Source organism: Moorella mulderi DSM 14980 (assembly GCF_001594015.1).
Lineage (GTDB): Bacteria > Bacillota > DSM-521 > Neomoorellales > Neomoorellaceae > Neomoorella > Neomoorella mulderi.
In genome coordinates this window covers 80,520-99,808 of sequence record NZ_LTBC01000006.1, presented here as the reverse complement: position 1 = coordinate 99,808, position 19,289 = coordinate 80,520, and the positions used below count along the sequence as shown (strand labels likewise).

At 60.8% G+C, this 19,289-nt stretch carries 16 protein-coding genes and 1 riboswitch; all 16 genes read left to right on the top strand.

Annotated elements, in window-relative coordinates; translation table 11 throughout:
- Window positions 1-71 precede the first annotated feature (71 nt).
- A complete protein-coding gene (locus tag MOMUL_RS09245) occupies window positions 72-2,033 on the top strand; it encodes a stalk domain-containing protein (protein ID WP_062284358.1) in 1,962 nt (653 codons plus the stop codon).
- Window positions 2,034-2,131: 98 nt separating this feature from the next.
- A riboswitch (purine riboswitch) is annotated at window positions 2,132-2,234 on the top strand.
- Window positions 2,235-2,564: 330 nt separating this feature from the next.
- Window positions 2,565-3,089, top strand: a complete 525-nt coding sequence (gene purE / locus MOMUL_RS09240; protein ID WP_062284356.1) for a 5-(carboxyamino)imidazole ribonucleotide mutase — start codon at window positions 2,565-2,567, stop codon at window positions 3,087-3,089.
- Entirely contained in the window at window positions 3,086-4,381 is a 1,296-nt protein-coding gene (gene purB, locus MOMUL_RS09235; protein WP_062284355.1) for an adenylosuccinate lyase, read from the top strand. The genes purE and purB overlap by 4 nt, the downstream gene beginning before the upstream one ends.
- 165 nt (window positions 4,382-4,546) lie before the next feature.
- Window positions 4,547-5,263, top strand: coding sequence for a phosphoribosylaminoimidazolesuccinocarboxamide synthase (purC, locus tag MOMUL_RS09230; RefSeq protein WP_062284353.1), 717 nt, complete (start codon window positions 4,547-4,549; stop codon window positions 5,261-5,263).
- A gap of 19 nt (window positions 5,264-5,282) precedes the next feature.
- Complete coding sequence (gene purS / locus MOMUL_RS09225) at window positions 5,283-5,564, top strand: phosphoribosylformylglycinamidine synthase subunit PurS (RefSeq protein WP_062284351.1); 282 nt, start codon at window positions 5,283-5,285, stop codon at window positions 5,562-5,564.
- Between the two features lie 104 nt (window positions 5,565-5,668).
- Window positions 5,669-6,379 carry a phosphoribosylformylglycinamidine synthase subunit PurQ gene (gene purQ / locus MOMUL_RS09220; RefSeq protein WP_062284349.1) on the top strand — a complete coding sequence of 237 codons (711 nt, stop codon included), beginning with the start codon at window positions 5,669-5,671 and terminating at the stop codon, window positions 6,377-6,379.
- Entirely contained in the window at window positions 6,369-8,570 is a 2,202-nt protein-coding gene (gene purL, locus MOMUL_RS09215) for a phosphoribosylformylglycinamidine synthase subunit PurL (RefSeq protein ID WP_062284347.1), read from the top strand. The genes purQ and purL overlap by 11 nt, the downstream gene beginning before the upstream one ends.
- Complete coding sequence (gene purF, locus MOMUL_RS09210) at window positions 8,534-9,997, top strand: amidophosphoribosyltransferase (protein WP_084785566.1); 1,464 nt, start codon at window positions 8,534-8,536, stop codon at window positions 9,995-9,997. The genes purL and purF overlap by 37 nt, the downstream gene beginning before the upstream one ends.
- Window positions 9,997-11,049 (top strand): phosphoribosylformylglycinamidine cyclo-ligase, encoded by a 1,053-nt coding sequence (gene purM, locus MOMUL_RS09205; RefSeq protein WP_062284345.1) that lies wholly within the window; start codon window positions 9,997-9,999, stop codon window positions 11,047-11,049. Before purF ends, purM begins: the two co-directional genes overlap by 1 nt.
- A gap of 83 nt (window positions 11,050-11,132) precedes the next feature.
- Window positions 11,133-11,753: a phosphoribosylglycinamide formyltransferase gene (gene purN, locus MOMUL_RS09200; RefSeq protein WP_062284343.1), complete on the top strand. Its 621-nt coding sequence runs from the start codon at window positions 11,133-11,135 to the stop codon at window positions 11,751-11,753.
- Window positions 11,754-11,807: 54 nt separating this feature from the next.
- Window positions 11,808-13,349, top strand: a complete 1,542-nt coding sequence (gene purH, locus MOMUL_RS09195; RefSeq protein WP_062284342.1) for a bifunctional phosphoribosylaminoimidazolecarboxamide formyltransferase/IMP cyclohydrolase — start codon at window positions 11,808-11,810, stop codon at window positions 13,347-13,349.
- A 17-nt stretch (window positions 13,350-13,366) separates the two neighbouring features.
- Window positions 13,367-14,623, top strand: a complete 1,257-nt coding sequence (purD, locus tag MOMUL_RS09190; protein WP_062284340.1) for a phosphoribosylamine--glycine ligase — start codon at window positions 13,367-13,369, stop codon at window positions 14,621-14,623.
- Between the two features lie 162 nt (window positions 14,624-14,785).
- Window positions 14,786-16,447: a spore germination protein gene (locus MOMUL_RS09185; protein WP_062284338.1), complete on the top strand. Its 1,662-nt coding sequence runs from the start codon at window positions 14,786-14,788 to the stop codon at window positions 16,445-16,447.
- A gap of 2 nt (window positions 16,448-16,449) precedes the next feature.
- Window positions 16,450-17,547 carry a GerAB/ArcD/ProY family transporter gene (locus tag MOMUL_RS09180; RefSeq protein ID WP_062284334.1) on the top strand — a complete coding sequence of 366 codons (1,098 nt, stop codon included), beginning with the start codon at window positions 16,450-16,452 and terminating at the stop codon, window positions 17,545-17,547.
- Complete coding sequence (locus MOMUL_RS09175) at window positions 17,544-18,971, top strand: Ger(x)C family spore germination protein (protein WP_062284333.1); 1,428 nt, start codon at window positions 17,544-17,546, stop codon at window positions 18,969-18,971. The genes MOMUL_RS09180 and MOMUL_RS09175 overlap by 4 nt, the downstream gene beginning before the upstream one ends.
- Window positions 18,972-18,981: 10 nt before the next feature.
- Entirely contained in the window at window positions 18,982-19,209 is a 228-nt protein-coding gene (locus MOMUL_RS09170; protein ID WP_062284331.1) for a hypothetical protein, read from the top strand.
- Window positions 19,210-19,289 lie beyond the last annotated feature (80 nt).

The following is a 19,289-nucleotide window of genomic DNA, read 5'->3' as shown; positions in this document are numbered from 1 at the left end:
TTCCTGCTCCCTGCTCCTGTGTTAAAATTAGGAACGAATTACCACAAAAAAAGAGCAGGTGATGGTCAGGCATGAAGGTATCGCTGCGTATAGTTGTCATCCTTTTATTCTTGTTGCTGATCCCGCCAGCAGCCGCCTGGGCCGACCCCTGGCAGGACTACCAGCGCGCCGGGGAACTGGAGGCCGGTGACCCGGCCACGGCCGAAAGCCTCTACCGCAACGCCGCCGCTGCTTTTGAGGCCAGCGGCGACCTGCTCAACGCCGGTCTGGCCTGGCAGAAGATCTTCCGCCTCTGCGACCGCCAGGGGAAACTGGGCGAGGCCGGGGCCGCCTACGTGAAGGAGGTCGCCCTCTTTCAGCAGGCGGGGAAACCTGACTGGGCCTGGGAGGATACGGCCCGGGGCGAAAGCCTGAAATCGGTGCTGCGCCTCTTTATCCCGGTGCCGGACCCTGGGCGGATAACCCTGGCTAAATTTGAGCCGGCTGCCGGTGTCTACCTGGGCCTTTACGAAGAGCGGGGGCCTGCCGGGAACGACTACAACCGGGTCAAAGACCTTTACGGTCGCCAGCACGCCCTCTATTTAGGCTACGGCCACATCTACGGGCCGGGCAACTTTGTTTTACCCCGGGATGCGATGGAGAAAGCCCGGCAGGTGCCCGGCGCGGGCCTGGTCTTGGCCCTGGAGCCCAACGGCGGCCTGGGGGGCCTGCGGGAGGAGGACCTGACAGCCATCGCCCGGGAGCTCGCCGCCGTTAAAATCCCTGTTTTTCTCCGATTCGCCTCGGAAATGAACATGGAGGGCACCAACGCCTGGCATGGCGACCCCGCTGCCTACGTCTCCTGGTTTCGCCGGGCGGCTACCATAATGCGCCGGGAAGCCCCCAACGTGGCCATGGTCTGGAACCCCTTTGATATCGTCCAGCCGGAGGGGGTCAAAGCCGCGGCCCTGGAGTATTACCCAGGCGATGACTATGTCGACTGGGTGGGCGTCAACTTCTACAGCGACTACTACCTGAGCGGCCGCGCCGACCAGCCGGGAGCTGGACTTGATCCCCTGCAACGCCTGGACTACTGGTACCGCATTTTCGCCGGCAGCAAGCCCCTGATGGTGGGCGAGTTCGGCATTGCCCACACGGTGTTGAGCCCCGGCCGGGCCGATGTCAGCCGCTGGGCCGCCTTCAACATTCGTAAATTCTACCGCACCCTGCCCCTCCTCTACCCGCGGGTCAAGGCTGTGGTCTACTTTGATCTCAACGAAAGCGACCCCCTCTACACCCAGGCGAAGGTGAGCGATTACCGCCTGGACGACAACCCGGAGGTTTTGACCGCCTACCGGGAGGCCATCGCCGGCCCCCACTACCTGGAACAGGTCGGCCAGGAGGCACCCGGAACCTACCGGGAACTCGAGGACCACATGGCCATCCGGGGGGCAGTCACCCTAGGGGCCGCCGTCAAGCTTTACGACCCCTTCATCAGCAGGGTGGAATATTACTTAAATGGCGAGCTTCTGGGTAGCCCTACCAGCCCGCCCTACCAGTTGACCATTGACTTCAATCGCCTGCCCGGTGAAGGGAGCCTCATAGTTAAGGCCTATGACAGCCAGGGCCGGGAAGCAGTGAGCCGCGCCTTTACTATTTATGGAAGCGCCGTGCCGGTGGCCATCTTTACCCTGGGGCAAAAAAGTTACAGCAGCAACGGCCAGGTGCAAGAGATGGATGTCGCACCTCTGCTGGAAAACGGCCGTACCTACGTCCCCCTGCGCTACCTGGCCCTGGCCCTGGGTGTTCCCGAGGCGGGGATTGGCTGGGACCCCGCCAGCCAAACGGTGACTTTGAGCAGCGCCGGCCATATCCTGAAGTTTTATCCCGGCCGCGCGGAAATGGAACGCGACGGCCGCCGGGAAACCCTGGATGTAGCCCCCCTGAACCGTTACGATCGGGTTTTCCTCCCGGCCCGCTATGTCGCCGAGGCCCTGGGGTACAAGGTCCACTGGTCAGAAACCAGGCAGCAGGTGCTGGTCACCAGGGAATAGCGGGGTTGCCTTCGTACGACGCCCTTCTAAAGAACAATTAGGATAGCATGAAAGCTTATTATTGACAGTTGTTATCCCTTTTGCTATTATGGGGGCGAAAAGTAAATATGGTAGTGGCCTGTATAATTGGGGGAATAGGGCTCCCAAGTTTCTACCGGGCAACCGTAAATTGCCCTGGCTACAGCCTGAAAGTGTACCTCAGGGTTCCGCGCGAAGGTTATTTCGCGGCCAGGTCCGAGTGGTACAGGCACTTTCGTGCTACACCGGAGGGATAAAAACCCAGGCGGGTAGGTTTCAGTGTTGCATGACCTACCCCGGCCTGGGTTCTTTAGTTTAGTTTGCCGGCCGGCAAGAGGGAATTTAAATTGTGCTTTATGATCCTTATGTTCAGAAATCGGAGTGAAAGCGGAGAGAAAGTGGGGAGAAGCCGGCGGGGAGAGTTAAATTATATTTAAATACAGGCCGGTAGCAAAAAGGATAAAGGGGGCTGATAAAATAAATGCTAAAATATAAGGAAGGAGAAGAAATTTGATGAACCTGGCACATGTTGGTATCGTTATGGGTAGCGACTCCGATTTGCCGGTTATGGCCCAGGCCGCAAGCTTCTTGGAGCGCTTCCAGATTCCTTATGAAGTAAGGATTCTGTCCGCCCACCGCTCGCCCGATGCTGCCCTGGAATACGCCCGCAATGCAGCCGGCCGGGGGCTCAAAGTCCTCATCGCCGGCGCCGGCGGGGCGGCCCACCTGGCCGGTGTCCTGGCAGCCGTGACCACCCTGCCGGTCATTGGCGTTCCAATCAAGACGGCGGCCCTGGGCGGGGTGGACTCCCTCTACGCCATGGTACAGATGCCTAAAGGCATCCCGGTGGCCACCGTGGCCATAGACGGGGCGGCCAATGCCGCAATACTTGCGGCCCAGATCCTCGCCGTCCACGACCCGCAGCTAAAGGCGCGCCTGGCGGCCTATAAAGCAGAGCTGGCCCGCGAAGTGGCGGCCCGGGATGCTAAGCTGGCGCAGCTGGGCATCGAGGGTTATTTACGGGAGGGGAAAAAATGATTGCACGCTACACCTTGCCGGAAATGGGGAAAATTTGGGAACAAGAACACAAATTCCGCACCTGGCTGGCTATTGAGATCTATGCCTGCGAAGCCTGGGCCGAGCTCGGCCAGATCCCGCCGGCCGCCCTGGAAGAGATCAAGGCCAAGGCCGATTTTGACATTGACCGGATCAATGAAATTGAAGCCACCACCCGCCATGACGTCCTGGCCTTTCTCACTGCCGTTGCGGAGAAGGTGGGTGACGCCTCCAAGTATATTCACCTGGGCATGACCTCCTCCGACGTCCTGGACACGGCCCTGGCGGTGCAGATGCGGGACGCCGCCGACCTGCTCCTCAGACGCCTGTGGGAACTGCGGGCCGAACTGGTCAAAAAGGCCCGCGAACATAAATACACCCTGATGATCGGCCGCACTCACGGTGTCCACGCCGAGCCCACCACCTTTGGCCTGAAAATGGCCCTCTGGGTCATGGAGGTAGACCGGCATATAACCAGGCTGGAACAGGCCAGGGAAATGATCAGTGTCGGCAAGATATCCGGCGCCGTCGGCACCTTTGCCAATATCAATCCCCGGGTGGAAGAGCACGTCTGCCGGCGCCTGGGTCTTAAACCGGCCAGCGTTTCCACCCAGATCATCCAGCGCGACCGTCACGCCCAGTTCCTGGCCACCCTGGCCGTCATCGGCAGTTCCCTGGAGAAAATGGCCACGGAAATCCGCAACCTCCAGAGGACAGATATTTTAGAAGTTGAAGAGCCCTTTGCTCAAGGGCAGAAGGGTTCCTCGGCCATGCCCCATAAGCGCAACCCCATCATGTGCGAGCGGGTGGCGGGCCTGGCCAGGGTGTTGCGGGGCAATGCCCTGGCGGCCATGGAAAATATCGCCCTCTGGCACGAGCGGGATCTCACCCATTCCTCCGTCGAGCGGGTGATTATTCCCGATAGCACCATCCTGCTGGACTACATGCTGGTCAAATTCACCGAGATGATAGCCGGCCTCAATGTCTACCCGGAGAATATGCGCCGGAATCTTGAAGCCACCCACGGCCTGGTCTTTTCCCAGCGGCTCCTCCTGGCCCTGGTGAACAAAGGCGTCCTGCGGGAGACAGCCTACGCCTGGGTGCAGCGCAATGCCATGCAGGCCTGGCAGACACGCCAGCCCTTTAAAGAACTGGTCTTAAAGGACCAGGATATTACGAGCCGCCTGGACCCGAAGGAGATTGAGGCTTTATTTGATTACGACTACCACCTGCGCCACGTGGACTACATCTTCCGCCGCGCGGGATTGGAGTAATTCCAGGCCGGGGCCGACGGGCGAGAAGCGGAGCCCCTCATGGCAGCGAAACGCAACCATCGAAAGCATGAAAATTCCGGGTGGGTTTTATCTAAAGCGAAGGACTTGGTCCGAGCAAAGACAAAGCCAGTGCGGTAAAATTATTTTTGTAAGGAAGGGATTAGCATGCCGGTTAAGAGTGAACTATTATATGAAGGTAAAGCCAAGCGGGTCTACCGCACGGGTGACCCCGACCGGTACCTGGTAGAATTCAAGGACGACGCCACGGCCTTTGACGGCCTGAAAAAAGGCACCATTGCCCGCAAGGGCGAGATCAATGCCCGTCTGTCGGCCCTGTTTTTCCAGGTGCTTTCCCGCCGGGGCGTCCCCACCCATTTTATTGAACAGACTGGTCCCCGGGAACTCCTGGTGCGGGCGGTAGAAATCATCCCAGTAGAAGTGGTGGCCCGGAACATTGCTGCCGGTAGCCTGGCCAAACGCCTGGGCCTGGCGGAAGGGACACCCCTCAAGCGCCCGGTGCTGGAGTTTTATTATAAATCCGATGCCCTCCATGACCCCATGATTAATAACTACCACATTGCCGCCCTGGAGCTGGCCACCGACACCCAGATTAAAGAAATGGAAAGCTACGCCTGGAAGGTTAATGAGCTGCTGACGGAATTCTTGCAACCAGCCGACCTGGTCCTGGTGGACTTCAAGCTGGAGTTTGGCCTTTTCCACGGCCATGTCCTCCTGGCCGATGAGATTTCCCCCGACACCTGCCGCTTCTGGGACGGCACCAGCGGGGAAAAACTGGACAAGGACCGCTTCCGCCGCGACCTGGGCGGCGTCGAAGACGCCTATGAAGAAGTGTTAAGCCGGGTGGAAAAGTTGCTGCAATAAATTTGGAGGGACGATAATTATGCTCCTGGCTAAAATTTACGTTACCTTAAAGCCCGGCGTCCTCGACCCCCAGGGTGAGGCTGTCATGGGCGGCCTCAAAGCCATGGGGTATGAGGGGGTAACTGCGGTGCGCGTCGGTAAATACCTGGAAGTGCAGCTGGACCTGGATGACCGGCAGGAAGCCGGGCGGCAGGTAGAGGAGATGTGCCGGCGGCTCCTGGCCAACCCGGTGATCGAACAGTACCGCTATACACTGGAAGAACCAGCTGGCCTATCCACGGAGGAGTCGCCCAGGGGGTGACGCCCACGCCGGGGAACGCTTACAATTTGCCTGGGCGTTAGGGCGGGGATATGTCCTACCAGAAGGCACCATTTATGGTAGAATCCTATTTTGGAGGAACAACCATGAAGTTCGGCGTTATCGTCTTTCCCGGCTCCAACTGCGACCAGGATGTTTACCACGTCCTGGGGGCGGTCCTGGGCCAGCCGGTGGACTACCTCTGGCATGGCGATACCGATGTGGCGGGTTACGACTGCCTGGTGCTGCCCGGCGGCTTTTCCTACGGCGATTACCTCCGGGCCGGGGCCATTGCCCGCTTTGCCCCCATTATGCCGGCAGTCATTGACTTTGCCAGGTCCGGCGGCCTGGTGCTGGGCATCTGCAACGGCTTCCAGATCCTCCTGGAGGCCGGTCTCCTGCCGGGGGCCATGCGGCGCAATGACTGCCTCCAGTTCCGCTGTCAGTGGACCTATTTAAGGGTGGAAAATAACGCCACCCCCTTTACCAACCGCTTCCGGGAGGGCCAGGTCATCCGCATTCCCATTGCCCACGGTGAAGGCAACTATTATGCCGACGCCGCCACCCTGGCCGAATTGGAGGCTAACCGGCAGATTATCTTTCGCTACTGCGCTCCGGACGGAGAAGTGACGCCGGCGGCCAATCCCAACGGTTCGGTGGGCAATATCGCCGGCATTATTAACCGGGAGGGCAATATCCTGGGCATGATGCCCCACCCGGAACGCTGTGCCGAAAGCCTTCTGGGCGGTACCGACGGACGGGAGCTTTTTGCTTCCATAGTTGACTGGTGGCAGAGGGGGGAGCGCCTTGGAGCCTGAAGTTTACCGGCAGATGGGCCTCACGGACGAGGAATTTGAACGTATTAAAGAAATCCTGGGCCGCGAGCCCAATTATGTGGAAGTGGGCATGTTTGCCGTCATGTGGTCGGAGCACTGCGGCTACAAACACTCCCGGCCGGTGTTAAAGCTATTTCCTACGAAAGCCCCCTGGGTTCTCCAGGGGCCGGGGGAAAACGCCGGCATTATCGACATCGGCGACGGCCAGGCGGTAGTCTTTAAAATCGAAAGCCACAACCACCCTTCGGCCATTGAGCCCTTCCAGGGAGCGGCCACCGGCGTGGGGGGTATCGTGCGCGATATCTTTGCCATGGGGGCGCGGCCTATTGCAGTCCTGGACTCCCTCCGCTTCGGCCCCCTGGATGACCCGCGTACCCGTTACCTCATGGGCGGCGTGGTGGCCGGCATTGCCTTTTACGGCAACTGCCTGGGCCTGCCCACGGTGGCTGGGGAAGTCTACTTCGATCCTTCTTATACCGGCAACCCCCTGGTCAACGCCATGGCCGTGGGCCTTATTGAGCAAAAAGATATCCGCCGCGGCCGCGCCGCCGGGGTGGGCAATGCCGTCATGCTGGTGGGCGCCCGCACCGGCCGCGACGGCATCCACGGTGCCACCTTTGCCTCTGAGGAATTGAGCGAGGCTTCCGAGGAACGCCGGCCCTCCGTCCAGGTAGGGGACCCCTTCCGGGAGAAGCTCCTCATCGAAGCCTGCCTGGATATTATTAAAGAAGATTTAATCATTGGCATGCAGGATATGGGCGCGGCGGGGATTACCAGCTCTTCCTGTGAAATGGCGGCCCGGGCCGGGACGGGTATGGAAATCGACGTCGCCCTGGTGCCCCGGCGGGAGGAGGGCATGACCCCCTATGAGGTGATGCTTTCGGAGTCCCAGGAACGCATGCTCCTGGTGCCCAAAAAAGGTGCTGAAGCAAGGGTCCAGGCCATCTGCCGGCGCTGGGGCCTGGAGGCGGTGGTTATCGGCCGGGTGACGGACGACGGTATCATGCGCATTAAAGAGGGCGGCCGGGTGGTGGCCGAGGTACCGGCCCGGGCCTTAACGGACCAGTGCCCAGTCTACGAGGTGGAACGGCGCCGGCCTGCTTACCTGGATAAATTACAGCATGTGGACCTCAGCCACCTGCCGGAGCCGGGAGATTACGGGGAAGTGCTCTTAAAACTCCTGGCGGCACCAAATATAGCCAGCAAAGAATGGGTTTACCGCCAGTACGACTACATGGTGCGCACGGACACGGTGGCCGGCCCTGGCGGCGATGCTGCGGTTTTAAGGATTAAGGGAACCGGCAAGGGCCTGGCCCTGACGGTGGACGGTAACGGCCGCTACTGCTACCTGGACCCGGAAACGGGCGGGGCCATTGCCGTGGCTGAAGCAGCCCGCAATCTCTCCTGTGTAGGCGCCCGTCCCCTGGGCCTTACTGATTGCCTGAACTTCGGCAATCCCGAAAAGCCGGAAGTCGCCTGGCAGTTCTACCAGGCCGTAACCGGTATGAGCCGGGCCTGCGAGGCCTTGCAGACGCCGGTAACGGGAGGCAACGTTAGTTTCTACAATGAAACAGAAGGGGAGGCCATCTATCCCACGCCGGTGGTGGGTATGGTGGGTCTCATCACTGATATTGAAAAACGCTGCGCTTTGGCCTGGCGCCGGGAGGATGATGTCCTCATTCTCCTGGGAGAAACCTGCCCGGAGATAGGCGGCAGCGAATACCTGGCCGTTGTCCACGGTCTGGTGGCCGGGCGGCCGCCGGGCCTTAACCTGGAACGGGAAGCCGCCGTCCAGGAAGTTGTGCGGCAGGCCATCGCCGCCGGGCTGGTGACGGCGGCCCACGATTGCGCCGAAGGGGGCCTGGCCGTGGCCCTGGCTGAAAGTGCCCTGGCCGGCGGGTTGGGCGCCGTGGTGGAACTGGCAAGCAGTCTCCGGCCGGATTACCTCCTCTTCAGCGAAAGCCAGTCGCGGGTGTTGCTGGCGGTCCCGCCGGCAGCCCGGGACAGGGTGCTGGCCATGGCCCGGGAGAAGGGCCTGCCGGCGGCGGTCATCGGCCGTACTGCCGGCCGGGCCCTGGCGGTAAGGGTAAACGGCAGGACGGTGTTTAATCTCAGCCTGGGGGAGATGGAGAAGCAATGGCGGGAGAGCATACCGGCTTTGATGGCCCGGTGAGGGAAAGGGATCTATCCCGGGACCGGTCGCCCTGGCATGAAGAGTGCGGCATCTTCGGCATCTATGCCCCGGGCAAGGATGTGGCCCGCCTGGCCTATTATGGCCTCTTCGCCCTGCAGCACCGGGGCCAGGAGAGCGCCGGGATTGCCGTAGCCGACGGCCGCCATATTGCCGTCCACAAGGGCATGGGGCTGGTGGCGGAGGTTTTTAACCAGGACAACCTCCGGGCTTTAAAGGGCAACCTGGCCATCGGCCATGTGCGCTATTCTACTACCGGGGCGAGTTCCCTGGTCAATGCCCAGCCCCTGGTTTTCCGCTACCTCAGGGGTATGGTGGCCATTGCCCATAACGGGAACCTGACCAATGCCAACCGGCTGAGGCGGGAGCTGGGAGCCAGGGGCTCCATCTTCCAGTCTTCTACTGACAGCGAAGTTATTGTCAATCTTATCGCCCGCTACAGCCAGGAGCCCATTGAGGCGGCCCTGCGCCGCTGCCAGGACGAGCTGGAGGGCGCCTATTCCCTGGTGGTGATGACCGAGGAAAAGCTCATTGGTGTCCGCGATCCCTTTGGCGTCCGGCCTCTGTGCCTGGGGAAAATGGGGGAGGCCTGGGTGCTGGCCTCCGAGTCCTGCGCCCTGGATACCGTGGGCGCCGCTTTTTGCCGTGACATTGAGCCCGGGGAAATTGTCGTCATCGACAGCCAGGGGGTGCGCTCCATCCAGGGACGGCGGGCGCCCCACAGCGCCCACTGCATTTTTGAATACGTCTACTTTGCCCGGCCCGACAGCATCCTGGACGGTGAGACCGTCAACCTGGTGCGGCGGGAGCTGGGCCGCAATCTGGCCCGGGAGTACCGGGTGGCGGCCGATGTGGTGATCCCGGTGCCGGATTCCGGCATTGCCGCCGCCGCCGGTTACGCCGAGGCGGCGGGTTTACCCTTTATCGAAGGGTTGATGAAAAACCGCTATGTGGGCCGGACCTTCATCCAGCCCACCCAGGAGATGCGCGACCTGGGCGTGCGCTTGAAACTCAATCCCATCAAGTCAATTCTGAAAGATAAACGGGTTATTATCATCGATGATTCCATTGTCCGGGGGACTACCAGCCGCCGCATTGTGGCAATGGTGCGCCAGGCCGGGGTGCGGGAGGTTCACCTGCTGGCGGCCTCGCCGCCGGTCTTATACCCCTGTTATTATGGCATCGATACCAGCGCCCGGGGCGAGCTCATTGCCGCCCGGTATTCCCTGGAAGACATCCGGCGCCACGTTGGGGCCGACAGCCTCTATTACCTGAGCCTGGAGGGGCTGTTCCGTTCCGTAAGCCGGGGGGCCGAAAATTTCTGCGCCGCCTGCTTTTCCGGCCGCTATCCCATCCCCATCCCCTCCCCGGAGGAGGCGTCCAAGTACAGCCTGGAAGGAGGTGCATAATAGTGGCTGGCGAAGGCCTGACCTATGCTGCCGCCGGGGTGGATATTGCCGCCGGCAACCGTGCCGTAGAGTTGATGCAGGAGCATGTCCGCCGGACCTTCCGGCCGGGGGTCCTGGGGGACCTGGGCGGTTTCGGCGGTCTTTTTGCCCTGGAACCGGGCCGTTACCGGCAGCCGGTGCTGGTGGCGGGCACGGACGGGGTAGGGACGAAGCTGAAGATAGCCTTCCTCATGGACCGCCACGATACCGTCGGCATCGACGCAGTGGCCATGTGCGTCAACGATATCCTGGTCCAGGGGGCCGAGCCCCTCTTCTTCCTGGACTACCTGGCGGTAGGGAAAATGGTGCCGGAAAAAGTGGCCCAAATCGTCGCCGGGGTGGCCGAAGGTTGCCGCCGGGCCGGCTGCGCCCTGATCGGGGGCGAGACGGCCGAGATGCCCGGCTTTTACCCGGAGGATGAATACGACCTGGCCGGTTTCGCCGTCGGCGTCGTGGAGCGGGAGGAGCTCCTGGACGGCAGCCGCATCCGGCCCGGCCAGGTGGTCCTGGGCCTGGCCTCCAGCGGCCTGCACTCCAACGGCTTTTCCCTGGCCCGCCGGGTTTTGCTGGCGGAAGCCGGTTACACCCTGGACCGGCAGTTGCCGGAACTGGGCCGGGCCCTGGGGGAAGAATTGCTGGAGCCGACCCGTATATATGCAGCCTCTCTGTTGCCATTACTAAAAGAAGGATTAATCAAGGGCCTGGCCCACATCACCGGCGGCGGCCTGGTGGAAAACCCGCCGCGCATCCTGCCGCAAGGTTTAAGCATGCGCCTGGACCGGCGCAGCTGGCCGGTACCGCCCGTTTTCCGCCTCATCCAGGAGAACGGCAAGGTGCCGGAACCGGAGATGTACCGCACCTTCAATATGGGCCTGGGTATGCTGGCGGTGGTCGCGGCCGGTGACGCTGACAGGGTAAAGGCGCGATTAGAGGCCGCCGGGGAAGAGGTTTTTGTGGCCGGCGAGATAATACCCGGCCGGGGAGAAGTGGAATTTGTGCCGGATCTTATATAGTTAGTCTATTGAGGGCCCGGGTATATCCCGGAAGTCGCGATTAGGGGAGGCCCGGTGACAAAGTTATTTCCGGAGGAAAGAGTATGGCTGCTGCATTACCTTTACCCATCGGCATCCTGGTTTCCGGCCGGGGCAGTAACATGGAGGCCATTGCCGACGCTATAGCTGCCGGCCGCGTTCCCGCCCGCATCCAGGTGGTCATCAGCGACCGCCCGGAAGCCCGCGCTCTGGAACTGGCCCGGCAGCGGGGACTCAAGGCCTGTTGCCTCGTACCCCGGGAATACCCATCCCGCCAGGCCTATGACCGGGCCCTGGCGGCGGTCTTAAAAAAAGAGGGGGTAAAGCTGGTAGTCCTGGCCGGCTTTATGCGGCTCCTCAGCCAGGATTTTCTCGATCAGTTTCCGGGGGCGGTAATCAACATTCACCCGGCCCTGCTGCCGGCCTTTCCCGGCCTCAACGCCCAGCGCCAGGCCTGGGAATACGGTGTCAAGTTTTCCGGCTGCACCGTCCACTTTGTTGACGCCGGCACCGATACGGGCCCCATCATCGCCCAGGCGGTGGTACCGGTAAAGGACGACGACACCCCGGAAACCCTGGCGGCCCGCATCCTGGTGGAAGAACACCGCCTTTACCCCGAGGTTATCAAATGGCTGGCCGAAGGCAGGGTTACCCTCCACGGCCGGCGGGTCGCAGTGAAAATTTGAAGGAGCCGCTCATGGCGGCAAGTCGAGTTATTTCATAGGAGGCGAGCTATACATATGCCGAAAAGGGCGCTTCTTAGTGTTTCCGACAAGACCGGCCTGGTGGATCTGGCTAGGGGGCTGGTAGAGCTGGGATGGGAGCTTATTTCTACCGGCGGTACCGCCCGCACCTTGACCGCAGCCGGTTTGCCCGTTACCGAAGTCGCAGCCGTTACCGGTTTTCCTGAGATCCTTGACGGCCGTGTCAAAACCCTCCACCCTAAAATCCATGGGGGTATCCTGGCCCGGCCGACGCCGGAACACCTGGATCAGCTCCAGGAGCAGGGCATCCAGCCCATTGACCTGGTGGTGGTCAACCTCTACCCCTTCCGGGAAACCATTGCCCGGCCAGGGGTAACGCCGGAGGAGGCTATCGAGAACATCGACATCGGCGGCCCAACGATGGTCCGGGCAGCAGCCAAGAATCACGAGAGAGTGGCGGTGGTCGTTGACCCGGCCAGCTACAGCGAGGTGCTGGCCGAACTGCGGGAGAAGGGGAATTTAAGCCCGGCCACCCGGCGGCGCCTGGCGGCGGCGGCCTTCGCCCACACAGCTGCTTACGATGCGGCCATCGCCGCCTATTTCCAGCGCCTTATCCGCAATGAAGAGCCTTTTCCTGTTCACTTTATCCTCAGCGGCGAGAAGGTCCAGGACCTTCGTTATGGTGAGAATCCTCACCAGCAGGCCGCTTTTTATCGTTTGCCCGCCGTACCCCCCGGCAGCCTGGCCGGGGCGCGGCAGCTCCAGGGCAAGGAGCTTTCTTACAACAACCTCATGGACCTGGACGCTGCCTGGAACCTGGCCTCTGACTTTAAAGAGCCGGTAGCGGCTATCATCAAGCACACCAATCCCTGCGGCGTAGCCCGGGCTACAACTCCATCCCAGGCCTACCGCCTGGCCTACGCGGCCGATCCTGTTTCCGCCTTTGGCGGCATCGTAGCCCTGAACCGGACGGTGGATGCCGCTACAGCCAGGGAAATGACGGAGATATTCCTGGAAGCTGTCATCGCCCCTGATTTTACCCCGGAAGCCCTGGAAATCCTTAAAGGGAAACCCAACCTGCGCTTGCTTGCCGCAGGCGAGAGGGCTGCCTACCGCGTCCAGGAATACCAGGTAAGGCCCGTCAGCGGCGGCTTCCTGGTCCAGGAGCCGGATTACCATGTCCTCGACCCCGAGCGCCTCAAGGTAGTAACGACCCGTAAACCTGAAGCCAGGGAGATGGAGGATTTACTCTTTGCCTGGCAGGTGGTGAAGCACGTCAAGTCCAACGCCATTGTGGTGGCTAAGGACGGCGTTACTTTGGGCATTGGTGCCGGCCAGATGAACCGGGTTGGTGCAGCGCGCATAGCTCTGGAGCAGGCCGGGGCCGGGGCGAAAGGGGCTGTTCTCGCTTCTGATGCCTTCTTCCCCTTCAGCGACACAGTGGAACTGGCAGCTAAGGCCGGGATCACGGCCATCATCCAGCCCGGCGGCTCCGTCCGCGACGAAGAGTCCATTAAGGCGGCCGATGCCGCCCGTATAGCCATGGTCTTTACCGGCATACGTCATTTCCGGCATTAAGGGGAGGGCACGGCAAAATGCGTATTCTGGTAGTCGGCGGCGGCGGTCGGGAACACGCCCTGGTGTGGAAGATTGCCCGGAGTCCCCTGGTTACAGAAATCTATTGCGCGCCTGGCAATGCCGGGATAGCCGGGCTGGCCACCTGCGTGCCCGTTGCCGCCGGTGACATTGAGGGGCTTTTGGCCTTCGCCCGCCGGGCAGGCATCGATCTTACCGTGGTGGGTCCCGAAGCACCCCTGGTGGCCGGCATTGTCGATGCCTTCCAGGCCGCAGGGTTACCTGTTTTTGGCCCCTCCCGGGCGGCGGCCCGGCTGGAAGGGAGCAAGATTTTTGCCAAAGAGTTAATGCAGGCGGCGGGCATCCCCACGGCCCGCCATGCCGCCTTTATGGAGGCCGGGGCGGCCCTGGCCTACCTGGAGGAACATCCCGGCCCGGTGGTCGTCAAGGCCGACGGCCTGGCCGCCGGTAAAGGGGTGGTGGTGGCTCCGGACACGGCCACGGCCAGGGAAGCAGTAACGGCCATGTTCGGCGGCCGGTTTGGCCCTGCCGGGCAGCGGGTGATTATTGAAGAGCACCTGGAAGGCGAAGAGGTCAGCATCCTGGCCCTCTGCGACGGGGAAACGGTGATCCCCCTCTTGCCTTCCCAGGACCACAAGCGGGTGGGGGAAGGAGATACCGGCCCCAATACCGGCGGCATGGGCGCCTACGCCCCTGTCCCCTTTTACACTCCGGAAATAGCCGGGGAGGTAGAAGAAAAGATTCTCCGGCCTACAGTCCGGGCTATGGCCGCGGCCGGCTGCCCCTACCGCGGCGTCCTCTACGCCGGGCTGATGCTCACCCGCGAGGGCCCCAAAGTCCTGGAATTTAACTGTCGTTTTGGCGATCCGGAAACCCAGCCGTTGATGCTGCTTTTACAAAGTGACCTGGTGGAACTGATGCTGGCTACCATAAACGGTGAGCTGGCCGGAACAAAGATTGACTGGTACCCGGGGGCGGCAGCCGGGGTGGTCCTGGCGGCAGGCGGTTATCCCGGACCTTATGCCAGGGGTGAAGCCATTACGGGGCTGGAGGCAGTGCCGCCTGGAGTAGAGGTTTTCCACGCCGGTACGGCTCTGGTAGACGGGCAGGTAGTAACTGCCGGGGGACGGGTATTATGTGTTACAGCCCGGGGTGAAGATTTACAGGCCGCCCTGGACCGCGTTTATACCGGTATAAAGGCCATCAATTTTGCGGGCATGCACTACCGCCGCGATATTGGTTACCGGGCCCTGTAAGTTCTTAAAGTTCCGGTACGCCAGGTTTAACTAACCCACGCGGCCCAAGTTAAAACCGGGGCAACCCGGCCGGGGCACCTGAAAGTGCATAAAGTTTCCTCCCCCGGTGAAAGCTAACCAGTGCTGGTATTAACCGGTTTCCACTTAAAGGAGGGAGGAACTTTGCCCGGTCCTTACCGCAAGCCCTTAAGGGCGGCTCTTTTCCGCCGCCGGAAGCCTCCGGGACAGCAGGATAAACAGGGCCAGTCCCAGGGTAGTAAGGCTCAAAAGGCACCTTACCCGCCCCTGGAGGCATACCAGCTCACTGCCGAACTGAAACTCAACCTGGAACAGCTGCAGAGAATCTTTGCCAAATGCAGCGATGTCGTCCACCGCGATTTTTACCTCGGCCAGGCTATTAAAGCAGCCCTTTTTTATATTGACGGCCTGGTCGACAAAAAGCTCATTGAAGATACCCTGATGCGCACCCTGCAGCAGGCACCCCCGCAGCTGGCCCGGGAACTGGCAGACAGAACCCGGGACCTGGCCGCAGTTATGGAAACCATCATGCCCTTGACGGATGTGGCCGTGGTTGATAACATGGGGGCTGTGGTTAAACACGTCCTGGACGGGGATACGGTCCTGCTCCTGGATGGGTATAATAAAGGCCTGGCCTTAAGCACCCGTTCCTGGGAACACCGTACTATTGATGAGCCTATTACCGAGAGTGTGGTCCGGGGCCCGCGGGAAAGCTTCATTGAGAGCTTACGCACTAATACCGCCCTCCTCCGGCGCAGGTTGAAAACTCCGTCCCTCAAAATGGAACTTGTTTGCCTGGGCCGCTATACCATGACCAATATTGTCATCACCTATATTGAAGACCTGGCCGACCCGGCGGTAGTCCGGGAAGTGCGCCAGCGGCTGGAGCGGATTCAAATTGATGGTATCCTGGAAAGCGCCTACATTGAGGAACTTATAGAAGATAACCCCACCTCCCCCTTTCCCCAGATCGATCATACGGAACGGCCGGACAAGGTGGTGGCCGCCCTGCTGGAAGGCCGGGTGGGCATCCTGGTGGATAACACCCCCTTTGCCCTCATTGTCCCGACGCTTTTCGTCCAGTTTATCCAGTCCAGTGAAGACTACTATGAGCGCTATTACCTCTCCAGTTTCTTAAGGCTGGCCCGGTTTGTAGCCCTGAATATAGCCCTCCTCCTGCCGGCGGCCTATGTTGCGGTTAGCACCTTTCACCAGGAAATGCTGCCCACCAACCTCCTGGTCAAGCTGGCTTCCCAGCGGGAAGGGATTCCCTTTCCGGCAGTGGTGGAAGCCATCATGCTGGAATTAACCTTTGAACTCCTGCGGGAAGCCGGGGTGCGCCTGCCCCGGCCGGTAGGCCAGGCATTGAGCATCGTCGGCGCCCTGGTGATTGGAGAAGCGGCCGTGAGCGCCGGGCTGGTTTCGCCGTCAATGGTCATCGTCGTGGCCCTGACGGGCATCAGCTCCTTTGCCATCCCTTCCTTTGCCATGGCCATAACCTTGCGCCTGCTGCGCTTCATCATGCTCATCCTGGCCGGCACCCTGGGTTTCTACGGCATCATGCTGGGCCTGCTGGCCATCCTGGTGCACCTGAACACCCTGCGCTCCTTCGGGGTGCCCTACCTGGCTCCTGTCACTCCCTGGAATTTCAGCGATTTTAAAGACGTCCTGGTCCGGGTACCCCGCTGGGCCATGAACTCCCGGCCCAGCCAGATCGGCTACCGTGACCCGGTACGCCAGGGAGCCGGGCTAAAGCCAACCCCGCCAGCCAGCTCCAATCCCCCGCCGGAGGAGGGCCGGTCCTGAAGATGCGGGAAGAAGGCTATATCAGTCCCCGCCAGGCGGCGGTCCTGCTGTGGTTCGCCGTCCTGCCTACAGCCATCCTCTTTTTGCCGGCTTTGCTGGCTTTGCGGGCGCACCAGGACGCCTGGCTGTCGGTCATAGTGGCCACCCTGGCTGCCGGCGCGGTGGCGCTGGTAGTCTACCTGCTGGCCCAGCGTTTCCCCCACCACACTCTTTTCCAGTACTGCGAGTTGATTTTAGGCCCTGTAACGGGTAAAACGGTGGCCCTGATCTTTGTCCTGGCCTTTTTCCTGCTGGATGCGGTAGTCATCCGGGAATTCAGCGAGTTCCTGGTCACGGCGGTTATGCCGGAAACGCCGGCTTTATTCTTCAGCCTCAGTATCGTTGCCGTGGCCGTCTATGCCGCCCGCAACGGGCTGGAAGTAATTGCCCGGTGCACAGATTTTATCCTACCCTTGATGGTGACCTTTATTGCCATCGTCCTCCTTTTTGCCACGCCGGAAATGGCGCCCCGCAATCTCTTGCCAATCCTGGAAAACGGCTTCCGGCCGGTCCTGGGGGGTGCCCTGGTGAGCTGGAGCTTTCTGGGCCAGATATTCATCCTAGCCGCCTACGGTGCCTTCGTTAACCCACCCCGGGCCCTGAGAGCCAGCCTGATCAGCGGGCTGCTGGGGATAGCCTTTTTCCTCAGCCTGGTGACCATGGGTACAATCCTTGTATTCGGCAGCTGCGAAGCTGCCCGCCTGACCTTTGCCGCTTATGCCCTGGCGCGGGTGGTCTCCCTGGGGCAGTTTTTTGAGCGCATCGAAGCCCTGTTCCTGGCCATCTGGGTAGGGGGAGTATTTATCAAAATAACTATTAACCTTTATGTAGTGGCCCTGGGCCTGGCCACCGTAACCGGGCTTAAGGAGTACCGCCCCCTGGTAGCCCCCCTGGGGGCGTTAAATGTTGCCATGGCTACCCTCCTTTACCGGAACATTAGCGAGATTCGCCACGATCTGCTCCTGGTAGAACCGGGGTGGACCCTAACCTGGCAGCTTATTTTACCCTTATTTTTGCTGGTTATGGCCTGGCTGCGAGGTAAAAGGAGGACGGGGATATGAAGGCCCGGCTGCGTTTAGCCCTGGCCCTTCTTTTACTGGCTCTTATGTTACCAGTGCTTGCGGGCTGCTGGAGCCGCCATGAGATTGAAGAACTGGCCATTGTCATGGCTGTAGCCCTGGATGCTGTCCCCGGGGATCAGGTACGCCTGAGTGTTTATGTCGCTATTCCCCGGACCATAGCCGGAGGCCCGTCCATGGGTGGGGGAGGTGGCGGGGAACCACCCAAAGCAGGGGAAGTTATCAGCGCCACCGGCAGCGACTTTGCCCAGGCGGCCCGCCGGCTGGAAAGTCTGGTGCCGCGGCGTCTTTTATGGGCCCAGAACCGGGTGTTGATTCTTGGTGAGGAGCTGGCCCGGCAGGGGCTTCATTACCTGGACCTCTTTACCCGCGAGCGCCAGATGCGCCTGACGACACCGGTATTGATTACCATGGGTGAAGCGCGCAAGGTGCTGGAACTGCCACCGGGTATTGAATTAATGCCCGGGACGATTTTAACCGGCATCTTGCGCAACCGGACCACCTTTAAGGTAGAATTAAAAGACCTGCTGGCCATGTGGGAAGCGCCGGGAGACAACCCTGTCCTGCCCCAGGTGGTCATGACGCCGACGCCGGAGCAGGAAAGCCGCGAGGTGAGAAGCGATGGTGAAGATAAGGGCCAGAAGGGAGCTTACAAGGAAGAGGGGAAAAAGACGCCCCCCGAGGCCGTAGCCATTAAAGGCGCCGGGGCTTTCCGCGACGACCGTTTGATCGGCTGGCTGGATGAAAGGGAGACCAACGGCCTCATGTGGCTGCGGGGGGAAGTAAGGGAGGGGGTTATTACCGTAACTTTGTCAATACAGACCGGGGGTAATTACCCGGGGCAGGAGCAGGGGCAGAAAATGGGTCAAACTATTACACCGGACCAGGGGCAGGGACAGCCTGCCGGGCCGGTAGAGGGGCAGGGGCAAAACCCTTCCCAGAATCAAGCCCGGGCCAGAACCCAGGGCCAGGCCTCGGTGATTTTTCACCGCGCCTCTACGGAGGTTAAACCCCGGGTTGAAGGCAGCCAGGTAACTTTTAACGTGGAAATCCGGGGCAACTGTGACTTAACGGAAGCTACAGTTAGCCTGAACCCCGACCGGCCGGAACATTTGCTGGCCATTCAGGAGGCTGTCAACAGGGCCGTGGAAGAGCGGGTCCTGGCTGCCGTGCGCAAGGCCCAGCAGGAAATCCGGGCGGACATCTTTGGTCTTGGCGAAACCCTGCACCGCAGCAACGTTCGCTACTGGCGCCAGGTTCAGGACCGCTGGAACGAAGAGTTTACCCGTGCTAAAATCCAGGTTAAGGTGGATTTGTATCTGAACCGGCTGGGAATGACCAACAGGACACCAGGTAAAACCCTGGATATTGGCGGCAAGGGCGCCACTCAGGGCAGTACCAGGTAGGAGTGATGGAATGCTCATTTTAATTATCCTGGCTTTCCTGGTCATCGCTTACCTGGATGCTCCGAAGCTCTGGCAGAAAAAGTACTGGCGGGAACTGGCCGTCATGGGCATTGTCTGGTCCCTGGGCCTGGCCTTAAGCCTGGCCTTGGCTTTAAATTTACCCGTCCCCAGCCCGGCAAAACTTTTAGCCCGGGTTTTTGGCCCGGTGACGGAGTGGCTGTTAAGGTTGATTGGTTGAAAAGAAAGAACGGATTCCTGGGGAGGAAAAAACCGGTGTATGGCGAAGTTGTTAATTAGTCGCGTAGAGGTCTGAACTGG

Bases quoted from the DNA above. Each gene is read 5' to 3' on its own strand.
- MOMUL_RS09245 (WP_062284358.1), top strand. From the start codon at position 72: ATGAAGGTATCGCTGCGTATAGTTGTCATCCTTTTATTCTTGTTGCTG.
- purE (WP_062284356.1), top strand. From the start codon at position 2,565: ATGAACCTGGCACATGTTGGTATCGTTATGGGTAGCGACTCCGATTTG.
- purB (WP_062284355.1), top strand. From the start codon at position 3,086: ATGATTGCACGCTACACCTTGCCGGAAATGGGGAAAATTTGGGAACAA.
- purC (WP_062284353.1), top strand. From the start codon at position 4,547: ATGCCGGTTAAGAGTGAACTATTATATGAAGGTAAAGCCAAGCGGGTC.
- purS (WP_062284351.1), top strand. From the start codon at position 5,283: ATGCTCCTGGCTAAAATTTACGTTACCTTAAAGCCCGGCGTCCTCGAC.
- purQ (WP_062284349.1), top strand. From the start codon at position 5,669: ATGAAGTTCGGCGTTATCGTCTTTCCCGGCTCCAACTGCGACCAGGAT.
- purF (WP_084785566.1), top strand. From the start codon at position 8,534: ATGGCGGGAGAGCATACCGGCTTTGATGGCCCGGTGAGGGAAAGGGAT.
- purN (WP_062284343.1), top strand. From the start codon at position 11,133: ATGGCTGCTGCATTACCTTTACCCATCGGCATCCTGGTTTCCGGCCGG.
- purH (WP_062284342.1), top strand. From the start codon at position 11,808: ATGCCGAAAAGGGCGCTTCTTAGTGTTTCCGACAAGACCGGCCTGGTG.
- purD (WP_062284340.1), top strand. From the start codon at position 13,367: ATGCGTATTCTGGTAGTCGGCGGCGGCGGTCGGGAACACGCCCTGGTG.
- MOMUL_RS09180 (WP_062284334.1), top strand. From the start codon at position 16,450: ATGCGGGAAGAAGGCTATATCAGTCCCCGCCAGGCGGCGGTCCTGCTG.
- MOMUL_RS09175 (WP_062284333.1), top strand. From the start codon at position 17,544: ATGAAGGCCCGGCTGCGTTTAGCCCTGGCCCTTCTTTTACTGGCTCTT.
- MOMUL_RS09170 (WP_062284331.1), top strand. From the start codon at position 18,982: ATGCTCATTTTAATTATCCTGGCTTTCCTGGTCATCGCTTACCTGGAT.